Below are 20,607 nucleotides of genomic sequence, written 5' to 3'. Positions count from 1 at the left end.
GGCGGTATTGGCTTATCTGTCGCGTTATACCCACCGGGTGGCAATCGCCAACTCACGCCTGATTGCCCTGGACGAGCGCGGCGTCACGTTCCGCTGGAAAGACTACCGAGCCAAGGGCAAGACGCGGCATAAAACCATGACGCTCACTACCGACGAGTTTATCCGCCGCTTCCTGTTGCATGTGTTGCCCAGTGGCTTCCATCGCATTCGTCATTATGGCTTGCTCGCCAATTGCGGCCGCCGTGAACAGCTTGCGCAGGTACGTAAACTACTGCAGGTTATGCCGACCGACAGTGAACTCAACGGTGGGGATACCGATGCGGTAGGACAATCGGCCCAGCCGACTTTCACCTGTCCCGACTGCGGTGCGGCCATGATCATCGTCAAAATCTTAGCGCGCAAACAGCCGATTCGAGCGCCACCTTGGCAACGAGGTACGGCATGAAAACAAGTGCCTGCCAAACGCCAAATCACCTGCCACTGGTTTATCGGCGGTTAGAGCCGATACGGGAAGGCTTGGCCTGGTGGCGTAAAATCCCTATTTTTTGCTCGCCACCGCCACGAAAAATCAGGCGCATAGACTGTGAGATGGACCTACTGGGCTATATCGGGCCTCGGCTGACCAACATGAGAGCCAGGTTAACCCGTACAGCCACCTGTTAAATCTCCATAGTCCATCCCCTGTTCTAGTCCACTGCTGCGTAGCCCGCGGTTTCCTCCCTCGAGGCTTGTCCGACGCCTGCCCACCCAGTTCTGTCGCGTCTTGCAGTCTTGCGCAGGAGGGCAGGCATCTGACAACCCTTAACAAAATCAGTCGGCTAATGCATAACCAATTTTTAAATCGCCCCATGGAGTGATTTAATCCAAATCAAATAGAGCTTCAACAATCCTAGACGCAAGACTTAATTAAGACTAATATCGGTCTCATTAATTCAATCAGGGAAATAACACCATGAAATTTTCATCCCAAATCAAGCCCATCAGCTACCTCAAGAGCCACACCGCCGAGATTGTCAGAGAACTTTCGGAAAAACGCGAGCCTTTGTTGATCACCCAAAACGGCGAGGCCAAGCTTGTTGTCATGGATGTGAAGAGCTATGAGGAACTGGAAGAAACGCTTGCCCTGTTGAAAATTCTGGCACTCGGGAACCGCGAGATCGAGCAAGGCAAATTCCGTGATGCCGAAGACGTATTTGCCGAACTGGACAAATAATGAATATGAAAGTCGTCATACTGGAATCGGCTGAGCATGATCTGAAAGAACTCAAAAGTTACATCGTCAAAAACTTCTCCATTGAGACTTGGCAGAGCACCTATGACAAGATCAAAGCGGTTATCCGCAACCTGAAAACATTTCCTCACGCCGGCTCCATTCCGGAAGAGTTCGAGAAGCTAAACCTCAGTCAATACCGGCAGGTTATTTCAGGAATGAATCGCATCATTTATGAAGTGCGACAGGACACCCTTTACATTCATATCATTACCGATGCTCGACGAGACTTGAAATCACTACTGACAAGACGGCTTTTACGAACCATCTAACCGGAAATAGCCGTGTCGGCTTACAACTGTTCATATCGGCACATTTCAAGGCGATTTACAGCTTCCACGATACTTCAATCAACATCCCGGCACTGATACCCGTTTGCAAGCATAAACCCGCCGTAAACCAAATTGGACAAACCCAAATACAGAAAAAGCCGGCCGTAGCCTTCATCTATCGGTATCTGGTTTACCATGCCGTAAAACTCGATTGACCCCATCAGCAGCAACCAAAACAGACCTACCGGTATTAACAGACGATAGTTCCGGCTATAGCTGCAAAAACAGTAGGCGCTAAATTGGCTTAGCGTTAAATAAACCAACATCAAACGCAAGTTGCCGGCCAACGGCCCATAAAGTTCGCTGTTATTTTCAAAAAACAACGAGCTACCGGCTGCCGAAAAAAGACTGACAACCAGCAAAAAAATAACCGCGACATTAAAATTGAATGCCGACAACAGGCTTAGCCATTGCAGCGTTTTGTGATTTAAAAGTTTGGCGATCATGATCATCTCCATGGAAAAAGATGCCCTTCACAAATACAAGGTTTGAAGGGCATATAGAGGAGGATAGGATGGCCGGAGCTTAGCCGCCCGGCCGAATAGGTTAAATTCAAGACGCTGCGAGTTGCGAGTCTTTCGGGTTTTTACTGCGGTGGCCTTGATCCAGCTCAATCTCGCTGACCAAGGGTTGAACGTCATCGACAACCGGCTCGGGCGGGTCAATCATCCGTCCCTGCATCAACGCATCGATCTGGCACTTGTCCAAGGTTTCCCAATCCAGCCGGGCATGGGCCATGTTGTGCAGAATTTCGATATGGTCTTTCAGGATTTGCTCGGCGCGCTGATAGTTGGTATCGATGACATGACGGATTTCCTCGTCGATGACTTACGCCATTTTCTCGGACATCGGCTTGGCTTGCGGCCCCATGTAGCTGCCTTCGCTATCGCCGTAATCCATGGGGCCGAGACGATCCGACAAGCCCCATTGGGTGACCATGTTGCGCGCCAATTGCGTCGCGCGTTCAATGTCGTTGGACGCGCCGGTGGTGACTTTGTTTTTGCCGTAAATCAACGCTTCCGCAACCCTGCCGCCAAACAGGCTGGAGATTTGGCCTTCCAGCTTATCTTTGTTGGCACGGTATTGGTCGCGTTCCGGCAGGAACAGGGTAATGCCCAATGCGCCGCCGCGCGGCATGATGCTGACCTTATAAACCGGGTCATGATCGGGCACGATCCGGCCGACAATCGCATGACCGGCTTCGTGATAAGCGGTCATCAGCAGATCGTCCCGGCTCATCACCAGGGTGCGTTTTTCCGCGCCCATGATCATTTTGTCGCGGGCCTTGTCAAGGTTGTTCATGGTCACCTCGCGCTGATTCAGCCGGGCTGCGAACAACGCGCCTTCGTTAATCAGGTTGGCCGGCTCGGCGCCGGAAAAGCCCGGCGTGCCGCGTGCCAGATCGTTGATGTTCACGTCATCGGCCAGCGGCCACGAAAGACACGAAAAGCACGAAAAATCCCACAATACGATTCTTTCGGTTGTTTTTTTCGTGCCTTTTGTGGTTTTCGTGGATCATGTTTTTTTACCGGCCAAATTGTTCTTTCTCAAGATTTACCCTGGTTTTAGTAGCTGTCATTGGGCTCAAGGAACAGCATCAGGTCGTAACCGAACTGGTTTTTAAGTTTTTTTAACGCGTCGTTTTGTATCTGCCTGACTCTCTCCCGGCTTACCTGTAGTTGATCGGCAATGGCCTGCAAGGTCATTTCCGTATGGTTTTTCAGTCCGAAACGCATATTGAGAATCGCCGCTTCTTTGTCCGGCAACGTCGCGACTACCTGGTCGAGATACCGGCCCAAATTGCGATCGATCAATTCATCCAGCGGCAGTGCAAATTGCCGTTGCTTCATGCGCGCCATCAGCGCCTGGCCTTCATCTTCCTCGGCGTCTCCGACCGCATCCAGGGAATGGGTCGCTTGGTAATAGTTTCTGATGGTTTTGATTTCGTCTTCGCTTAAATCGCAGAGACTTTTCAATTGTTCGATACTGGGCCAGCGTTCGGTTTGCAGATAAGCGTTGCGCATCGCTTCAAACACCGCACACGCCCTTTCCGCCAAAGCCACCGGGAGGCGCACGATTTTTTCCTGCTTAACGATCAGCCGTGAGATAGCCTGTTTGATCCAGGGAATCGCATAGGTCGAAAACTGATAACCGCGATAAGGATCGAAACGGTCTACCGCCTTGATCAAACCGACCACGCCTTCCTGCAACAAATCGTCAAAACTCAACACCGTGGTTTTGTGTTTGTGAGCGACGAATGCCGCCAAGCGAACATTACCGGCGATCATTTGCTGTCTAAGCCGTTGCAAGGCTTGAGCCGCTTGACCCAGCTTGAGTCGATATGCGTTAAAGGCAGCTTGATGTCCGGTCATGGACATGAACAAACCGGATACCTCGATTAAAAAACTCGGCAAGAAATGCAGCTTGAGTAACGAAGACCTGGACACGGAATTCTCCAGCAAGTACCGGACATCTTGAACAAGATTAGGCTGTACAAAATCTGCACCTTGTACAATAATCGCCTCGACCGTTTTATCACTGACGATTTCAGAAATATCCCGGCCATTATCTAAATGGGACAGGCACTGCTTGAGTAATAACGCCGACGCTTCATCTTCTGCCAACAACAGCAACAACAGATTCTGTCTGGCCTGCTCCATGTCCATGGCAAGCGCAAGCGGTTCTGATTCGTTGACCGAAACGGCTGGATGAGCGGTATTGATGAGTACGGCTTCTGTCATGGCTTGATCCGTTAATGTTTTTAAGCTGGCGTTAAAATTACTCCAAATGTACAATATTTGTCAAACTATTTTCTGTGCAAAACATAAACAATGTATTCAATTAAAGCGATCACCCTTTTGACCGGACTGCCCGCCGAAACCCTGCGGGCCTGGGAACGCCGTTACGCGAGCATTACCCCGGCGCGTAGCGATAACGGCCGCCGCCTGTATTCGCAACAGGATATGGAAAAACTGACACTGCTTGCCCAACTGACCCGCAACGGCCACACCATCAGCAAAATCGCCGGTTTGAATTGCGAGGCGTTGCGCGACCTGCAACGGCAAACACAAGCCCCGCATACAGATTCGGCGCATCCGCTGCCGGACCGGATTATCGAAGCCCTCCTGGACTATCGTATTGACCGCTGCGAGCAGCTGTTGAAGCGCGCCTTGGTGGCTAGCGAGCCCTTGGAATACGCCCGTGACATTTTATTGCCCGCGCTGAAAAAAGTAGGTGAACTTTGGCATCAAGAAAAATTGAGCATCGCCCAGGAACACATGTTTACCTGTTGCGTCAATCGCATCGTGCTGAGCATGGTCAACAACCTGCAAAATGCATCGGCCAACAGCCCGGCCATGCTGTTCGCCACCCCGAGCGATGAACCCCATGAATGCGGCATTCTGTTGAGCTGCTTGCTGGCGGCCGTTCAGCAATACCGCTGCTTTTTCCTGGGTGCGAATTTGCCCGGCAAGGATATTGTCGAAGCGATCCACCATTTACAACCCGACATCATTGTCATCGGTTTGGTGAGAACGCCGCCGGAACCGACAACCATTGAACAGTTGCAAATCGTCGTCGCGGCAAAAGAAGCGGCGGCCTCGACTGTCTGGATAGGTGGCGATGGCGCCCGATACTGGCATCAACATTCCACATCGCCCAACTGCGAACTGATCACAGACATCGATCATTTTTACAGTAAAGCCCAGCAGTGGATGCTGTTGGATAAGGCTTAATAACGCACTTCGCGGTGCGCAATCAAACAATATGCATCGCAATATTTCAAGTTGGAGCAATCATAGACTGCAATATAAGCATTTGTATAATAATGACTTTCTATGGAGCAATAGGTTTTTTCTATGCCTTCATTTTTATACTGGAGCAGTACTCATGGCAATGCAGCGAATCTGATATTTTGGGTGGCCTGAGAACAGGGTTGATCATTTTTACAGCAAGGCCCGGCAGCCGATAATGCCGGATAAGATTTAACACAATGCCTTTTAGTCCAGTCATTCGCCGCTTCGATTCGGAATGCGCCGACATGATGAAATCGGTATAATTAACAAATAATTAGATCAAGAATGCAGCTCAACTTAAATTTAACCCCGCCATGAAAGACGCCCAAATATCCCGACTTAAAAAGCTGTTTGAACTGAGTTTGACGTTATCGGGCGACCCCATGGAAATTTTCCAGCATGCGGCCAAACTGATCGGTGAGTTGCTGGAAGTCAAGCTTGTTTGCCTGTCCGAAATACAAGGGGAGCGGCTTAATTTCCTGGCCGTGTATATGGATGGAGAAATATACGAAAATGCGGGGGCATGCTTGCTGGCAAGCACCCCTTGCGCAACGGTTGAGGAAACGAAAGATATTAGAGTCTATGACCAAGTAAAAGAGCTTTTCCCCGAAGCGGCTTTCCTTCAAGACCATAACGCCGTTGCTTATTGTGGGTTTCCTTCTTTGGATAATCACGGAAAAGTGGTGGCTATCACTTGCCTGCTGGACGATAAACCGCATGATTTTACCAATGAGGATCAAGAGGTTCTGCGCATCATCGGCCAGCGCATCGGCATGGAGATCGAGCGGAAGCGTAATCTTGAAGAAAAAGAGCGGGTCAGTGAAGTTCTTCGATTAAACGAAGACAGGCTGTATCAAGCCACCCTTGTCTCCGGGACCGGCGTTTTCGAACAAACTTATGGTAACGATTCGATCTATTGTTCCCCTGAACTGCGCACCCACTTTGGATGGGACGCCGATGAACTCGTAACTACGCAGACGTTTACCGCCAGCATTTATCCTGACGACCGGAAGCGGGTTATCGAAGCTGTCCGGCATGCTCAAAATTCATCCGGAAACGGTCTCCTCGACATCGACTACAGGATTTTTTGCCGGAATGGCGAAGTGGGGTGGCTGGCAACGCGGTCGCAAACATTCTTTGAGACCGATGGAGACGTCTCCCGCGCTGTTCGCACCGTAGGCGCTGTACGCGACATTACCAAGAAAAAACTTGCGGAACAGGAACAGCGTATTTTCGCTACTGCATTTCAAACGCAGGAAGGCATTATCGTTACCGATGCAAACCAGATTATTGTCCGGGTCAATCAAGCCTTTACAATCATCACCGGCTACTCAACGGAAGAAGCGATCGGTAACAAACCTTCCATGCTTAAATCCGGCCGTCACGATAATTTTTTCTACCATGCCATGCACAAGACATTGCACAGCGAAGGCTACTGGCAAGGTGAAATTATGGATCGACATAAGGATGGGCGCATCTACCCAAAGTGGCTGACAATTACTGCCGTTAAGGACAGTGACGATAAAACCACGCATTATGTCGGTAATTTTTCTGACATTACCGAACGCAAACGCGCCGAGGAACATATTCACTATCTGGCAAATTTCGATTGGCTCACCGGATTGCCGAATCGCACCCAGCTGAATGATCATCTTAAATATGCCCTCAGCCTGGCGAAGCGCAGCAACGGCCATTTGGCCTTGATGTTTCTCGATCTCGACCATTTCAAAGACATCAACGACTCGCTCGGCCACAGCATCGGCGATGCCTTGTTGATCAAATTGGCCAAGCGTTTGCGTGCCGCGCTACGTGAGGAAGATACGGTGACGCGCCTGGGCGGGGACGAATTCATTTTGTTATTACCCGGCGTCGATGCGATCGGCGCCGCGCATGTGGCGCAAAAGTTACTGGATACCATTGCCGAGTCTTATCGGATTGAGCACTATGACCTCATCCTTACGGCATCGATCGGTATTGCGCTCTATCCCGAAGACGGCGAGGATCTGGAAGCGCTCTCCAAAAGTGCAGATACCGCCATGTATCGCGCCAAACAGGAAGGACGCCAATGCTATCGTTTCTTTACCCAGGAAATGCAAGCGCGCTCGGCACGCAATCTGCAATTGGTCAATGCGTTGCGCCATGCGCTTGATCGCAGCCAATTACAAGTGCATTACCAGCCGCAAATTTCGATGCGCGACGGGGCCATTATCGGGGCGGAAGCCTTGCTACGCTGGCAGCATCCTGAATTGGGCATGGTGTCTCCGGCGGAATTTATTCCTGTCGCGGAAGGCAGCGGGCTGATCCTGCCGATCGGCGAATGGGTATTACGGTGCGCCGTGCAGCAGGCAAAAGCTTGGGTGAATGAGGGTTTCGGCCCGTTGATTATGGCAGTGAACCTGTCAGCGGTGCAGTTTCGTCATCCCGACCTGCCCGAGCTGGTCACCCGCATACTCGACGAAGAAGGCTTGCCGCCCGAGTATCTGGAACTGGAGTTGACCGAAGGCGTGGCGATGCACAATCCGCAAAGCGCCATCGCCGTAATGAACAATTTGCAAGAGCGCGGCGTTCGTATGTCGATCGATGACTTCGGTACCGGCTATTCCTCACTGAGCTATCTGAAGGAATTCAAGGTGTATAAGCTCAAGATCGACCAGTCCTTTGTACGTGACATCAGCACCGACCCGGAAGACAAGGTGATCGTCAGCGCCATTATCAACTTGGCGAAGAGCCTTGGCCTGAAAACCATTGCCGAGGGCGTGGAAACGGAAGGGCAGCAAGCGTTCCTGCGCGAACAGGGTTGTGATGAGATGCAAGGTTATCTGTTCAGCAAACCGGTATCGGCTGAGCAGTTTGATGCATTGCTGAAGCAGGGCTTTGCTGCTTGATCGTTTTGAGTCAGCAAGCCCCTGTCAGACAAGCTTCAGTAAAGGCTTCATCCCTTACTGAAGGCTATATTTAACGTATTGCGCTTGTTAGTATTGGGTATTGGAAATTCTTCAAAAAACAGGTTCTATATGGACAAAACCATGCGACTTTTTCCGCATTTTTTGTCATCAACACTCTTTAACCCTCCTTTTTTAAACCGCTTAGCCCGGCAAATCCAAGCACAAAAACCAATAAGCCACCGGCAATCATCACCAGTATTTTAGTCACCGGAATACCCACCAGAAAGATAAGGCGCTGTTGCCGACTCTTACCGGAACCCTCCTGCAATGTCACATTAAGCTTGTAGACACCGCGCTGTTCAATGGTTTGCGAAATCGAAGCCAGACCTGTCCCGATAGGCTGCGCAGGCTGCTGTTTAATCACGGTAAAAGCCTCGGCGGGATTTAGCCACGAAGTCAATGCCGCCAACTCCAGTGTAACCCAGGTCTTTTCCTGTCCTTCCGCCAACGGTTCCACCGCCAGCACTATTTGTCCAAGCTCAGGAAAAAAATGACAGAAGTGCTTGCCTTCCAGCTCGGGCTGAAACTGGTAACCGCTGATTCGCAATCGGGTATCGCCCACGGTCAGAAAACAACTATTGTCGTGATCGACCCCGGCATGAGCAAATACCGGTTGATCAATCATTAAACTGAACAGTGCGATGATTAAAAGGCCCGCGCGGCATGCCTTACTCGGCTGGTTTATTATCAAATGTCTCAAAATACTCTCCGCCAATTCAAAAACACCAGTGTATCAATTTATGGCGCTGCTTACGGCTTCGTCATTAAAATTTAATCAGGTCCGCAGGCTAACAATGCTAGAATTTTGCGCTATAAACCGTATTTTCTTTCCGTTATTTCTGGAGCATCAATGGGCCCTCATTACCTGAACCGTTTTTTCACCCCAAAATCCGTTGCTATCGTTGGTGCATCCGAACGCGAAGAAAGCGTGGGCTACCGGCTGCTGCTTAACATGCAGGAAGCGGGCTTTAAAGGCGGACTTTATCCGGTCAATAACAAACGCGACACTTTACTAGGCTTAAAGGCTTACCCCGATCTCAATGCCGTTCCCGAGGATCTCGATCTGGTGGTGATAGCGACCCCGGCGCCCAGCGTTCCGGGCGTTGTGCGCCAATGCGGCGAGAAAGGCGTCACTTCCGTGATCATTATCAGCGCGGGCTTCGGCGAACTGGGCGTGGAAGGCAAACGGCTGCAACAGGAGGTTCTGGACATCGCCCATCGCTACAGTATCCGTATCATCGGCCCGAACTGTCTGGGCGTTGCCCGTCCCAGCGGCCATTTGAATGCGACCTTCGGCGACGGCACGATTAAGGACGGCAATCTGGCACTGCTGTCCCAATCGGGCGCGGTGTGTACGGCGATTCTGGATTGGGCCAAATCCCAGGACATCGGCTTTTCAACGGTGGTATCGATGGGCGGCGCGGCGGACATCGATTTCGGCGAGGTGCTGGATTATCTGGCGACCGACAGCAAAACCACCGGCATTTTGATGTATGTTGAAGGTATCCGTGATGCCCGTCGCTTTTTGAGCGGCCTTAAAGCGGCTGCCCGGCTAAAGCCGGTGATCCTGATCAAATCCGGCCGTCATGAAGCCGGTTGCAAGGCGGCGATGTCGCATACCGGCGCAATGGTCGGCGGCGACAATGTGTTCGATGCGGCGATTGCCAGGGCCGGTGTGGTCAGGGTTTACAGCATCAATGAGCTGTTTTCCGCCGCCCGCGTTTTGGCCAACAATTATGTGGTCAAAAAAGACCGTCTGGCGATTATCACCAATGCCGGCGGCCCCGGCGTTATGAGCACCGACCGCGCGGAAGATGTCGGCGTGCAAATGGCGGAACTGAGTCCCGCCAGCATCGCCGCGCTGGACGAGGTTTTGCCGGTACACTGGTCCCATGCCAATCCTGTCGACATTCTGGGCGATGCGACTTCCGAGCGTTACCAGAAAGCGCTGGAAGTTTGCCTTAAAGATAAAAATATCGACGGCATACTGGTCATTTTAACGCCTCAGGCGATGACCAATCCGACCCAGGTCGCCGAATGCATTATCGAAGGCGCAAAAACCAGCAAAAAACCGGTGTTGGCTTCATGGACGGGCGGCGCACGGGTTCAGGAAGGCCGTAATCTTTTTGCCAACAGCAAAGTGGCTCACTTTAGTACGCCGGAAATTGCGGTCGATGCGTTTTCATTCCTGTCCAGCTATACCCAGAATCAAATCCTGCTGAAACAAATCCCCTCGCCTACCGATGAATTGGCGACACCCGATGTTGCCGGTGCGCGTTTGATTGTCGAGCGGGTGCTTTCGGAAGGCCGTCAGGTTTTAACCGCGCAGGAATCCAAAGCCATCCTGGCCGCGTTCCACATTCCGGTCAACCAGACTATCAAGGTTTCCAGCGCCAAAGATGCGATGATCGCCGCTGAAACGATGCGCTTTCCGGTGGTATTAAAAGTCAATATGGCTGAGTTCAGTCATAAATCCGATATTGGCGGCGTGCGGCTTAATATCAACAGCGTTCAGGAAATTTCGCACCATTACCTGGAAATGGAAACAGCAATCAAGCAAAAATACCCCGAAATTACCGAAGTCGGCATGACCGTTGAGCCGATGTTCAAATCCGCCAGCGGCCGCGAGTTGATGATAGGCGTGGTCAGGGACCCTGTATTCGGCCCTGCGATCAGCGTCGGTTTGGGCGGCACGATGGTGGAAATTTTGAAAGACAGTGCCGTCGCGCTGCCGCCGCTGAATGCGTATATGGTTGAACAAATGATCGCCAAAACCAAGGCGGCCAGGTATCTTGAGGCATTCCGCCAATTACCGGTCGCCAATAAACAAGCCTTGGTGGATGTGTTGCTGAATGTATCGACCATGGTCAGCGAGCTGCCGGAGATTTTAGAGCTGGATATTAATCCGCTGATCGTCGATGAGCACGGCGTCATGGCCGTTGATGCGCGCATTAAAGCGGAAACATCGCATCAGCTCACTGCTTATTCGCATATGGCGATCCATCCTTATCCCCATCAATTAATCCAGCATCATCAATTATCGAACGGCGCCAATATTACGATCAGGCCGATCCGACCTGAGGATGCGGGCATGGAAAAAGACTTTGTGCATCGCTTATCCGAACGCACTAAATATTTCCGTTTTATGCAGGCTTTGCAGGAATTGACGCCGGAAATGATCGTGCGCTTCACCCAAATCGATTATGACCGCGAAATGGCTTTTGTTGCGGTAACCGAAGACGAAAACATGCCGAATGAATTGGGTGTGGGTCGGTATATGGTCAACCCGGACGGTCATTCGGTGGAATTTGCGCTGGTCGTTGCCGATGATTGCCAATGCATGGGTATAGGCACCCGACTGATGAAAACCTTGTTGCAAACAGCCAAATCCAAAGGCATATCCTTCTTTGAAGGCGAGGTGCTGGCGATTAACAAACCTATGTTGTCGCTGGTTACCAAGCTGGGTTTCAGCATCGAAACCATCGCCGATGATCAGGAAGTGGTGCGGGTTGTTAAGGATTTGAGGCAATAATTGATCTCTGCCGGACAACGATCGGAATTTGCGAACGCGCCCTGATCATGGATAATCGCCTGGGACGGGGTTTAAACTCCGTCCCTCCCCCCAATTATCTCAAAGCAATTGAATTTCGAGGTCTAAGCTATGAAAAAACGCCATTACATTCTAGCCGTTATCTTCATTGTAAGCGGCTGCACGTTTCAAGAACCTGATTATTTGAAAGCGATAACCGCGGCTGAATTGAACCAAATCATGCAACATGAGGATATATTCCTGGTTGACGTTCACACGCCCGAACAAAAGCACATCAAAGGCACCGATCTTGTTATTCCTTATAACGAGATCGAGAAATACCAAGACAAATTTCCAAAAGATCAACACACCGCCATTTATCTGTATTGCGAAGGCGGCCCGATGGGAAATGCTGCGGCAAAGTCTCTTCATGGATTAGGTTACGATAACTTAACTAATCTTAAAGGAGGCGCAAAGGCTTGGAGGAAAGCGGGTTTTGATTTTGAATAAACAGATGCGCTTGGCTGTTTAGCACGGAAACTTTCTGCCGGACGGGATTTAAACCCCGTTCCGCTCCCGGATCATTAAGAAAGGATGTAAAATATTAGTTTTAGATAATAATTTGTTGGGCATCACCGATTTGTGAAAGCCCTCGGATTTGGAGAACGTGACAATGAAAACCCGAATAAATCACAAGAGAGTTGCCGACAAAATAGAAACCGTGTCGATGGGATTAGGTATTACTTCCAGCATTGTAGCGGCGGGTGCAGCATTGGCTATACCCACCGGATTCAGTGCGATAGGTGTCGCTCTTGGAATAACGAGCGCACCTTTGATCGTTACCGCAGCTCCGATCATCGGGACTGCCGCAACGGTTACCGGGGTCATCTCGGGTGGGGCCTACTTCTATTCGAAATGGAAATCGAAGAAGGCTAAAGAAGAATCCGGAGAATAAGTAAAACAGCCCTGCAGGCCGGAAACGCCGGTTCGAGCGGCAACGTTTCCGGCACGCCCCTTGGATGGCCTTATCCCGACCTACCTCTTTTGCCCCAACCCATCAAACCCAACAACAAAATAGCCATTACCCCAATAACCGGCTTGTCGCCCCATTTCGCATAGGGCGTCATGCCGCCCATCGGGGTTATGGTTCCGGTTAGCGCTACTTCCTGAAACAACGGAGCCTGATTGATAATCTCGCCCTTTGGCGAAATAACAGCCGTCACTCCGGTATTTGTCGAACGCAACAAAAAGCGCCCGGTTTCCATTGCCCGCATTCTGGCCATTTGCAGATGTTGATGAGGTTCTATCGAATTGCCGAACCAGCCGTCATTAGTCACATTAACCAGATAAGCCGCGTCCGGTAACCCCCGGCTACTCACATCGCCGAATACGTCTTCATAACAAACCAAGGTTATGAAGGGGTAGCCGCCCGCTTTCAACAAAGGCTGGTCTACCGCCCCCGGCGTGAAATTCCCCAGTCTTATATTTATCTTGTTCAGCACAAAACCCGATAAAGGCTGTAGCGGCAGATATTCGCCAAAAGGCAACAAATGGGTTTTACGGTACATGCCTTGTTCCTTGCCCAGGGTTATCACGGCATTGAAGCTCCTGCTCGGGGATTGCTCCTGTACCGGGACGCTGATGATTAAATCGGTATTGTGCAGCTTGGCGTCGTTACCGAGAGGCGCTAAAAAGGCGTCGTTAACCTGATCCAGATAGGCGGGAATCGCGGTTTCCGGCCAGATAATGATGTTGGAATCCCAATGGGCTTCGGTCATCTTTTTATATTTTAAAAGCGTGTTGATTTTATTTTCAGGCCGCCACTTTTGATCCTGCGCTATATTGCCTTGAATCATGGAAACGCGAAGGGGCTGGCCGATTTCATGCGTCCAGGTTTGATTACGCAACAAGCCGCCGGTTCCCCATAAGACGATAAGCACCGTTATCGGCAATAATCTTTTGCTGCCAAACAAAATTTCTACGGCCATTGAAGCCGTTAATGCGGCGATGAAACCGGTGCCGTAAACGCCCAATACCGGTATGTATCCGGACAGAGGCGTTTCCAACTGAGAATAGGCAATATGCAGCCAGGGAAATCCGTTCAGCACCCAATAGCCCCGGAGATATTCAACCAGTATCCAGATGACCGGCATCAACAGAATCCGAACCGAGCCCTTATTTACCGGATTTGTTTTTACCGAAAGATAACCGGCCAAGGCCGGAAACGATGCCCAAAAAGCGGAAAACAAACCGGTCAGCAGACTCGCCTCAAACACACCGGCTCCGCCAAAATCGTGCATGCTGATGTAGACCCAGGACACGCCTGAACCGAACGCGCCCAGGCCGAATAAATAGCCGCGCATGGCCGCGCGCTTAGCCGATACGTTCTGCCAGCAGGCGAACAAAAACGCCAACGCTACCGGCGCCAAACAGGAATAATCAAAAGGAGCAAAAGATAAGGTGAGTAAAATACCGGCAATTGGGGCGCCAAAATCCCAATAGTTACTGTTTGAATATTGCATGTTTTATTTTCAAAATCGGCTTATGATCGTCTTTTGTAAATGAACGCTCATTGAAATTAGCTGTCATAATACCAAAAACGCTACGGCATAGTTTAAGGTTAAGCCTTGACGCTTGCCCCGTCTTAAGCGGAAAGCCCTACAACCCTATTTACCAAGGAGCTTGTTTTGAAAATCATTAAAATGCCCGGGCCGATGCGCATGGTCTGGGGGAGTGCGATAGCCTATTGGTTGGCAGGCATTATTAACCCCGCGTTTATTGCAATTGCGGTAATGATTGCACTGTTTATCCCGGTTTTGATCGCCGACCCTTATTTCCCCAGCCAACCTGAAGATTAAAGGTCGGTATTACCGCGCATATTCTTTTTCCATATGACGCAACCCATGAAAACATCACTCTTAATTTTTATAGTATTGTCGCTGTGTTCGTTTAATGCCGTTGGCAAAAAACTTTATAAATTTCAGGACAAGCAAGGCATATTGCATTTTACCGACAAGCCGCCGGAAACCGAGCAAAAACAACTCGAAGTGAGACAACTTAAGCCGGCGACCAAGCAATTGCTCTGGCTATTGCAGTCGGGCGAAGAGCGGCATCCGCAGTTTTATATCCGTAATGATTATGCAGGGCCTGTAGAAGTTGAAATCGATTTTTCCGAACGAAACAATGTCCAGGCTACGCCCGACCTGCCCAAGCGGTTTGTTATCGAATCTGGAAAATCGGACAGTCTTTTCCAGATCAATGCTATCGATGAGCATGAACCATGGCGGCTTGCACTTAAATACAGCTATATCATCGGTAGCCCTTTAGCGCATTACAGCGCTAATGCAAGCTATTGGCCACCGGTAGCGCCCAATACAGCGTTCCAAATTTCCCAGGCTTTCGGCGGAAGTTTTAGCCATACCGACGAACAAAACAAATATGCCGTAGACATAGTCATGCCGGTTGGCACACCGGTTTATGCGGCCAGATCGGGCATAGTCCTGGAAGCCGAGGATGATTTTTATAAAGGCGGCACCAATAAGGCGTACAGCTCCGAGGCCAACAACATCAGGATTTTGCACGATGACGGTTCTATGGCGATTTATGCCCACCTGGAACTGGAGAAAGCCCAGGTTTATCCGGGCTTGGCTGTGGTGGCCGGACAATTGATCGGTTATTCGGGCAACACCGGTTTTTCCTCCGGCCCGCATTTGCATTTCGCGGTTCAGATCAACAAAGGCATGGAGCTGGTTTCTGTGCCGTTTACCTTTATCAACCAGCAAGGCCAAGCCGAGCAACCGTCAGTTAACGCCTGGCTTAAAGGAATTGCTCCCTCCCAAATGGGCAATGCGGTTGAATAACGCAAGGTCGGGCTGACCCGACTATTGCGCTTATGAGTTGAATCCAGGCAATGTAATCGACACAACGCGTCATCCCGACAGAGCCACGACTGCATGGCGCAGTTGCCGATAAGTCATCGAATATCAAGCTTCAACGCATTGCGTAGCTCAATCACCCCGTTTGTTAATCGTGCAAGGCTGTTTTTTCCATACGCACATCCCCTGTCTACCCGCTCGAAAATTCGCCTGAAACGGCTTTTTCATTAACCCGGAGTGCTTGCCCGGAGTGAATCTCTGCCGGAATGGCGATGGACCGATTAGTACAGAGAGTGAGCGTTTCCCTTGAGTTTAAACCGCACTTTTAATCGCCTTCTCTCACAACGCGGCGGTTGACATATTAGAATTATTCCATATTATTGGAACATGACTACCAAGCAACTCTTTCGCAACAAATACCGACTTGAGGTACGAGAGGACGACTCTCCGCCGATGCATGCGCACTTGGTCGGCGGCAGTTTTGATGTATTAATTAACCTGCAAACCCTGGCCTGTGAAGGCACTTTTCCGCGCGGTTTGCGCGATGAAGTCATGGCGTGGGTTACGGCAAACCGTAATGAATTAATCAAGGAATGGAAAAAGTGGCATCAATGAAGCGCCCCCGCCTAGCAGCGGTTGAACCTTTACCTAACTATCAACTAAAAATGACCTTTATTAACGGCTGCATAATGACCGTGGATAAGGGGGAAGCTATTTTCGCCAAACCGGGCCTTGCGCCTTTACGCGATCCAGCCGCCTTTGCCAAGGTGCGGCTCACAAACAGCATAGGTTGGACGATCGAATGGGCAGACTTTGACATTCAAATCGGCGCCGATACCTTATGGCTGGAAGCGCTGCTTCAAACCTCCACCGACGAAAACACCCGCACATTCATCGCCTGGCGGCTACGTAACGGACTGTCGTTGGCCGACGCAGCGCGAGCATTGGACATGACGACACGCACCATGAGCGCCTACGGAACCGGTGCCCGCCCTGTTCCATATCACATTGCCTTGGCTTGCAAGGGGTGGGAAGTCGAGAATCGATAAAGGGGCTTAATAGGGATGTTTGAGATGTGTCAGGCAAAACAAAAATCCGTCGCCATATTGGTCATAAACTACATGCCCGATCTATACGGCTGATCGTTCGACCGTTTAGTTGTGTTGGTACCCATCGAGTGCCATTTCCCAACCATAACCCTCCAAACTGCCAGATACGTGCCCTACTGGACTTCGTTGAATTTATAAGTCATTGACGAATACAGTAATTTTTTATCATTATCATTATCATAGGACATACTGATATACTTTTCTTTTCTTTCTAAAACACAGAGTCACCCCACAACCATGGCTAGCGCGGACCAACTCAAAGCCTTACTCAAATCGCATATCGACGGTGACGATGGTCATTTTTATGCTGTCGCAATGCAAGTGGCTGCACATGAGGCTAAACTGGGTCACGGCAAGCTGGCGGAAGATTTGCGTTCAATGATCGACGCTGGCAAGGTACACCGCTCTGCTGTTTCTATCGAAAAACGGCCAACCCCAATCATCCAGCCGCGTGGAGAAATGACCACACTGCTTGACGCTTCTTATCCGAAAGCACGCCTAGCTGAAATTGTGTTGGACATAACTACTGAGGAACATTTGCAGCGGATTATCAAAGAACAACGGCATTTTGCCAAAATTCAAGCTCATGGTCTGTCACCACGCCGCAAAATTCTCTTGGTCGGCCCCCCTGGTACTGGCAAGACCCTAACAGCCTCAGTGTTGGCTGGAGAATTAGGTATTCCGTTGTTTGTGGTTCGGTTGGATGCGTTGATCACTAAGTTTATGGGCGAAACTGCCGCTAAACTGCGGCAGGTTTTCGATAGCATCGCCTCAGTGCGTGGTGTTTATTTCTTTGATGAGTTTGATGCTATTGGTGCGCAACGCGGCTTTGTTAACGATGTAGGAGAAATTCGTCGAGTTCTCAATAGTTTTCTGCAAATGCTTGAACGAGACGAGTCAAACAGTGTCATTATTGCCGCAACGAACCATCCGCAAGCACTTGATTATGCGTTGTTCCGGCGTTTTGATGATGTTATCGAATACGGTTTGCCAAACCGTACGCAGATCATTGAGGTTTTGAAATTCAAACTGTCCGGTTTCAAAATCGTTAAACCAGTATGGGCCAGCCTAGCCGAAATCGCCGAAGGCTTGAGCCATGCTGAGTTGACTCGCGCAGTTCAAGATGCGATTAAGGATGCGGTTATCCATGACAGGAACACTCTGACTTCTGCTGACTTGAAAAAGATGTTGAGAGAAAGACAAATCATGAAGCAACGCAAAATTTTTACACCTGAAACATAATTCTCTAGTGACCTTATGGATGAAAGTCGAACCTCCCGCCGATATCATTTTGTTCTTTCCAATACCTCACAAACTGAGCCTTACACTCCGATAACGAAAGGAGGCGGAGACAAAAAACTCCCCGAATTGGATCGTGCCACTCATGGACAGACATTGCTTGGTCAGCTATCCAGCCTTAAATCTATCGCTAATGAAGCCAAACATCAACAACAGCAAGCAGGAATAACATCCGGCCTTGGGTTGCAAATCCAATTCTCAAGTCTGCCTGATGTGGAGTTGGCTATAAAAAGCCTCTCTAATGCCCGCGCTGGAATCGAACTGTTAAATGTTCGGCACGATGACCACCACACTTATGCCACTGTATTTGTGCCAGATGGCAAGCTGGATGTGTTCGAACGAAAAGTTCAGGAATACATTGCAGAACGTAAAGGCAACAAGGGGCAGGCACTAGACAATAAACCACTAATAAATACCATCAGTGAAATCCGCAACGCCGCTTTCAGCGAATTATGGACAGACGATCCATCGGCCTTACCTGCTACGGAACAGGAACCAATTTGGTGGGAAGTATGGCTTCCTATTTTTAAAGACAGGATGTCAACTATCCATCGCTTTCGCTCTGTTGCAGGGCAAATCGGTTTTGGACTTTCTGCCGACGAGCTGCATTTTCCCGAACGCAGTGTACTGCTTATGTATGGCACACAAGAGCAGATTCAACAGTCCATGATGCTACTCAACAGCGTCGCTGAACTCAAACGCGCAAAAGAAACCGCTGAATTTTTCGACTCACTTAACCCAGCAGAGCAACGGGAGTGGGTCGATGAATTGCTCGAACGGACGCAATGGCCTATGGAAAATGTACCCCATATCTGCATACTCGATACCGGCGTTAATATTGGGCATCCATTACTTGCACAAAGTTTGAACGTCGAGGACCTGCATACTAATGAACCTGTCTGGGGTGTCGCTGATCAAGCCGGTCATGGTACGGAAATGGCCGGTTTAGCGGTCTGGGGTGACCTGACTCACAGTTTGGCAAGCTCTGATCCAGTTGTAGTGACCCACCGCCTTGAATCCGTGAAAATTTTACCTCACAACGGTGGAAATATCGGCCGCCATCACGGCAATTTGACATTGGAAGCGGTCGCTCGACCAGAAGTCTCGGCACCGTATCGTCAACGAGTTTTCAGTATGGCAATCACTGCCAAGGACAATAGAGATCAAGGCAAACCTTCCGCTTGGTCGGCAACGCTAGATCGTCTAGCTAGCGATGTGGATGGTGAAGGCCTTATACCTCGTTTGATTATTGTATCCGGAGGCAATATTGACGATATTAATGCTTGGGGCGGCTATCCATTCAGCAACAGTACTGACAGCATTCACGATCCAGGGCAAGCTTGGAATATTCTTACAGTTGGGGCTTACACCGAAAAAACTAACATCACTGAAGCGGACACCCAAGGCTATTCAGCTGTTGCTCCTTTCGGAGGATTAAGCCCTTTCAGCACAACATCAAGGACTTGGCAAAAACATTGGCCTTTAAAACCGGATGTGGTTTTTGAAGGCGGAAATGTGGCAAAAAATGCGTTAGGGCCAGTGACTATACACAGTCTCAACTTGCTGACAACGCATCACGAACTTACTGAACGTTTACTGACTACAACCAATGCAACCAGTGCTGCCACGGCTTTGTGTTCACGCATGGCCGCGCAACTCATGGCCCAGTATCCTAATCTCTGGCCGGAAACGGTGCGAGCTTTGATTGTGCATTCGGCAGAATGGACCGAGCAAATGAAGGCCGATTTTTTGGACGTACGTGAGCGAAGCGGAGATTATCAACACTTGATTCGCCATTGCGGCTTTGGCGTACCCAATCTCGAACGCGCCTTATGGAGCGCGTCCAACTCGTTAACCCTAATCGTCCAAGACGAACTTCAGCCGTTTGTACGAGAAGACGATAAGGGAGAGCCAAAATTGCGTGAAATGCATCTGCATTCCCTACCTTGGCCTCAAGAAGCCTTAATGAATTTAGGAGAAACCCCAGTTGAGATGCGTGTGACACTTTCCTATTTTATCGAACCTAGTCCCGGTATTGTTGAACGAGGCGCGGGCGGACGCTATCGTTATGAATCCCATGGTTTACGTTTTGATGTTAAACGTCCTGAGGAAAAAAATGATGATTTTCGTGCCCGCATTAACCAACGGGTACGCGATGCGGAAGATGGAAGCTATTCCAGCGGTGGCTCCGACTCTAATTGGCAGTTGGGGACAGCCTTGCGCCATCTTGGCTCACTGCATTCCGACACATGGACATGGACAGCGGCAGCACTTGCCGAGCGTGGCGTTCTTGCCGTATATCCGGTGACAGGTTGGTGGAAAACCCGCAAGAAAGAGGGACGTTACGACAAAAAAGCGCGCTATGCCCTTATTGTTTCTATTCGCACACCAAAGACAGATATTGATTTATATAACGCTATCGAAAGCTTGGTCGCGATTGCCACGTAGAAATAA

Annotated in this window: 18 protein-coding genes and 1 pseudogene; 14 read left to right on the top strand and 5 right to left on the bottom strand. The window is 50.0% G+C overall.

Annotated elements, in window-relative coordinates; genetic code table 11:
* From METTU_RS12870 to METTU_RS12860, 3 genes are all read left to right on the top strand, one after another.
* Window positions 1–445: IS91 family transposase (locus tag METTU_RS12870; protein ID WP_006892113.1), on the top strand; the 445-nt coding region annotated here is incomplete at its 5' end.
* A gap of 507 nt (window positions 446–952) precedes the next feature.
* Complete coding sequence (locus tag METTU_RS12865; protein ID WP_006892110.1) at window positions 953–1,213, top strand: type II toxin-antitoxin system Phd/YefM family antitoxin; 261 nt, start codon at window positions 953–955, stop codon at window positions 1,211–1,213.
* The gene (locus tag METTU_RS12860) at window positions 1,213–1,542 is read left to right on the top strand and encodes a type II toxin-antitoxin system RelE/ParE family toxin (RefSeq protein ID WP_006892108.1); all 330 of its coding nucleotides are present in this window, start codon (window positions 1,213–1,215) and stop codon (window positions 1,540–1,542) included. Before METTU_RS12865 ends, METTU_RS12860 begins: the two co-directional genes overlap by 1 nt.
* A gap of 74 nt (window positions 1,543–1,616) precedes the next feature.
* Here METTU_RS12860 and METTU_RS12855 read toward each other — a convergent pair whose 3' ends face one another.
* From METTU_RS12855 to METTU_RS12845, 3 genes and pseudogenes are all read right to left on the bottom strand, one after another.
* On the bottom strand, window positions 1,617–2,048 hold the full coding sequence (locus METTU_RS12855; protein WP_006892107.1) for a hypothetical protein: 432 nt from the start codon (window positions 2,046–2,048) through the stop codon (window positions 1,617–1,619).
* Window positions 2,049–2,154: 106 nt separating this feature from the next.
* Window positions 2,155–3,033: pseudogene (locus METTU_RS12850) on the bottom strand (ATP-dependent metallopeptidase FtsH/Yme1/Tma family protein); the annotation flags it as partial.
* 134 nt (window positions 3,034–3,167) lie between these two features.
* On the bottom strand, window positions 3,168–4,343 hold the full coding sequence (locus METTU_RS12845) for a sigma-70 family RNA polymerase sigma factor (RefSeq protein ID WP_006892106.1): 1,176 nt from the start codon (window positions 4,341–4,343) through the stop codon (window positions 3,168–3,170).
* Window positions 4,344–4,433: 90 nt separating this feature from the next.
* Between METTU_RS12845 and METTU_RS12840 the strand changes: the two genes are divergently transcribed.
* Both METTU_RS12840 and METTU_RS22500 read left to right on the top strand, forming a co-directional pair.
* Window positions 4,434–5,336 (top strand): MerR family transcriptional regulator, encoded by a 903-nt coding sequence (locus METTU_RS12840; protein ID WP_006892105.1) that lies wholly within the window; start codon window positions 4,434–4,436, stop codon window positions 5,334–5,336.
* A gap of 374 nt (window positions 5,337–5,710) precedes the next feature.
* Window positions 5,711–8,281, top strand: coding sequence for a sensor domain-containing phosphodiesterase (locus METTU_RS22500; protein ID WP_006892104.1), 2,571 nt, complete (start codon window positions 5,711–5,713; stop codon window positions 8,279–8,281).
* Between the two features lie 178 nt (window positions 8,282–8,459).
* Here the strand turns inward: METTU_RS22500 and METTU_RS12830 are convergent, their stop codons facing one another.
* Entirely contained in the window at window positions 8,460–8,966 is a 507-nt protein-coding gene (locus METTU_RS12830) for a hypothetical protein (RefSeq protein ID WP_150107783.1), read from the bottom strand.
* A gap of 225 nt (window positions 8,967–9,191) precedes the next feature.
* Between METTU_RS12830 and METTU_RS12825 the strand changes: the two genes are divergently transcribed.
* The 3 genes from METTU_RS12825 (at window position 9,192) to METTU_RS12815 (ending at window position 12,825) form a co-directional block, all read left to right on the top strand.
* The gene (locus tag METTU_RS12825; protein WP_006892102.1) at window positions 9,192–11,873 is read left to right on the top strand and encodes a bifunctional acetate--CoA ligase family protein/GNAT family N-acetyltransferase; all 2,682 of its coding nucleotides are present in this window, start codon (window positions 9,192–9,194) and stop codon (window positions 11,871–11,873) included.
* A gap of 129 nt (window positions 11,874–12,002) precedes the next feature.
* A complete protein-coding gene (locus METTU_RS12820) occupies window positions 12,003–12,380 on the top strand; it encodes a rhodanese-like domain-containing protein (protein WP_006892101.1) in 378 nt (125 codons plus the stop codon).
* A gap of 163 nt (window positions 12,381–12,543) precedes the next feature.
* Window positions 12,544–12,825, top strand: coding sequence for a hypothetical protein (locus tag METTU_RS12815; protein WP_006892099.1), 282 nt, complete (start codon window positions 12,544–12,546; stop codon window positions 12,823–12,825).
* A gap of 70 nt (window positions 12,826–12,895) precedes the next feature.
* Here the strand turns inward: METTU_RS12815 and lnt are convergent, their stop codons facing one another.
* A complete protein-coding gene (lnt, locus tag METTU_RS12810) occupies window positions 12,896–14,392 on the bottom strand; it encodes an apolipoprotein N-acyltransferase (protein WP_006892098.1) in 1,497 nt (498 codons plus the stop codon).
* Window positions 14,393–14,557: 165 nt separating this feature from the next.
* Here lnt and METTU_RS23680 point away from each other — a divergent pair, with 165 nt between their 5' ends.
* The 6 genes from METTU_RS23680 to METTU_RS12785 all read left to right on the top strand — a co-directional run bounded on the left by METTU_RS23680 (window position 14,558) and on the right by METTU_RS12785 (window position 20,601).
* Window positions 14,558–14,728: a hypothetical protein gene (locus METTU_RS23680; protein WP_169624905.1), complete on the top strand. Its 171-nt coding sequence runs from the start codon at window positions 14,558–14,560 to the stop codon at window positions 14,726–14,728.
* Between the two features lie 45 nt (window positions 14,729–14,773).
* Complete coding sequence (locus METTU_RS12805) at window positions 14,774–15,730, top strand: peptidoglycan DD-metalloendopeptidase family protein (RefSeq protein ID WP_006892097.1); 957 nt, start codon at window positions 14,774–14,776, stop codon at window positions 15,728–15,730.
* Window positions 15,731–16,132: 402 nt separating this feature from the next.
* Window positions 16,133–16,360 (top strand): DUF4160 domain-containing protein, encoded by a 228-nt coding sequence (locus METTU_RS12800; protein ID WP_006892096.1) that lies wholly within the window; start codon window positions 16,133–16,135, stop codon window positions 16,358–16,360.
* Window positions 16,339–16,794, top strand: coding sequence for a DUF2442 domain-containing protein (locus METTU_RS12795; protein ID WP_217182828.1), 456 nt, complete (start codon window positions 16,339–16,341; stop codon window positions 16,792–16,794). The genes METTU_RS12800 and METTU_RS12795 overlap by 22 nt, the downstream gene beginning before the upstream one ends.
* A 297-nt stretch (window positions 16,795–17,091) precedes the next feature.
* Window positions 17,092–18,096: an AAA family ATPase gene (locus tag METTU_RS12790; protein ID WP_006892094.1), complete on the top strand. Its 1,005-nt coding sequence runs from the start codon at window positions 17,092–17,094 to the stop codon at window positions 18,094–18,096.
* Between the two features lie 15 nt (window positions 18,097–18,111).
* Window positions 18,112–20,601, top strand: a complete 2,490-nt coding sequence (locus METTU_RS12785; protein ID WP_006892093.1) for a S8 family peptidase — start codon at window positions 18,112–18,114, stop codon at window positions 20,599–20,601.
* Window positions 20,602–20,607 lie beyond the last annotated feature (6 nt).

Origin of the sequence: Methylobacter tundripaludum SV96 (assembly GCF_000190755.2) — a bacterium.
GTDB classification, from domain to species: Bacteria; Pseudomonadota; Gammaproteobacteria; order Methylococcales; family Methylomonadaceae; genus Methylobacter_A; species Methylobacter_A tundripaludum.
The sequence above is the reverse complement of the archived record's forward strand: the minus strand, read 5'-3'. Positions and strand labels throughout refer to the sequence as shown.